General features: G+C 47.1%; 1 protein-coding gene. It reads right to left on the minus strand.

All coding sequences use genetic code 11. The features are described from left to right. On the minus strand, window positions 1-624 hold a 624-nt coding region (locus R8O11_RS28925; protein ID WP_318195085.1), incomplete at both ends, for a glycyl radical enzyme domain-containing protein.

A 624-nucleotide genomic window follows, 5' to 3' on the forward strand; every position in this document is an offset into this window, starting at 1 on the left:
ACTCGAACTAAATCATTCGATGTGACGTTTGCGGTGAACTCTCGATACCCCGCGTTCAACGCGCCCTTGCATAAATTGAACATGGCTTCTGGGTTTGACTTCACCGTTTCATCAATCGTTAGAATATCGCTGATACCCGCTCGATAATATTGATGATGCGCCGCAGTTGCTTGTACATAAGTAACAGGGTCTGGCTCGTTACCGTAAGGAAGGCGCACACCTGGCGTTACATCCAGATCGAGACTGATACCACCTTGAGCATGCAACAACGCTTTGCCCTCTAAGCCATATCTCACAGCCGTAGAATCAACCAATGTCGCTAGTGTCGCTGAAATCTCATGGCCTAATGCATTTGCACGTTCGTCTTGTCCGTAGCGGGAGGTTTGCCCTTCTTTTTCAAGAAGTAAGTTGACCGCTTCAGCCATGCCATAAATGCCGTACATTGGCGCAAAGCGTGACTCTTCAATCAAGCCTTCTTGGGTTAAGAAGCCTTGGAAGAACTGTGATTGTTCATGCAAGTGCGAGCTTCTTGCATCCATCAACTCCGTCATTAGTTGATGATACGTCGGTAATACATTACTGAAAAAATCGTCGCGACTTGCTGCACGTTTCGCCACTTCTTTT

The organism is Vibrio sp. 1288, from assembly GCF_033344475.1.